1 protein-coding gene is annotated in these 247 nt (G+C 48.2%); it reads left to right on the forward strand.

Going from position 1 to position 247, the window contains the following annotated elements; genetic code table 11:
- On the forward strand, positions 1-247 hold a 247-nt coding region (locus AAEY83_RS17610; protein WP_351061262.1), incomplete at both ends, for an N-acetylmuramoyl-L-alanine amidase.

The raw sequence follows: 247 nt of genomic DNA on the forward strand, positions 1-247 counted from the left end.
CAGCTGGGGAGCTGACTATTTCGTGTCTATTCATATTAATGCTGGCGGAGGCACAGGTTTTGAAAGTTATGTGTACCCTGGCGTTTCAGCACCAACCACCACGTATCGCAATGCCCTTCATGATGAGATTGTCCGCTCCGTTGATTTTGCCGACCGCGGCAAGAAAACGGCGAACTTCCACGTTCTGCGGGAAACTTCTATGTCTGCCATTTTAACTGAAAACGGTTTCATTGATACGGTAGCTGAT

This window comes from Psychrobacter sp. TB20-MNA-CIBAN-0197 (assembly GCF_040309765.1).
GTDB lineage: Bacteria > Pseudomonadota > Gammaproteobacteria > Pseudomonadales > Moraxellaceae > Psychrobacter > Psychrobacter submarinus.